The 370-nt window shown below is 33.0% G+C and carries 1 protein-coding gene; it reads right to left on the bottom strand.

The window, feature by feature from the left end; all coding sequences use genetic code 11:
- Positions 1 to 370 (bottom strand): delta-aminolevulinic acid dehydratase (locus V7014_RS10455; protein ID WP_335506832.1); only part of this gene is annotated, 370 nt, incomplete at both ends.

The following is a 370-nucleotide window of genomic DNA, read 5'->3' as shown; positions in this document are numbered from 1 at the left end:
ATATCATTTTGAATCAATTCGTACATATATCTTACAACAAACATTAATGCAGCATTACCATCTATATAATCATTAGGTCCTATATATGTTTTACAGCCGCTTTCAAGAAACACTTTTGCTAATTGTTCTTCTCCTAAAGTACATCCAGTGGTTATAACATGAATACCTTTCAAATCAGCATTCTTCCTTATGGCTTGAATATCTAAAAACTCTCCTCGCGGTTCGTCAGCTTCATATACACTTTCATCTAATTCTGGCATACAGAATCTACCTTCATCACCATGGAAACTTAGAAACAAATAATCTATTTTATTATCTCGATCTTCCCCAGAAAGTACATCTATGAAATCTTTTGGTCTTCCTATCCAAT

Source organism: Bacillus sp. JJ722 (assembly GCF_036963345.1).
Lineage (GTDB): Bacteria > Bacillota > Bacilli > Bacillales > DSM-1321 > Bacillus_AD.
The sequence above is the reverse complement of the archived record's forward strand: the minus strand, read 5'-3'. Positions and strand labels throughout refer to the sequence as shown.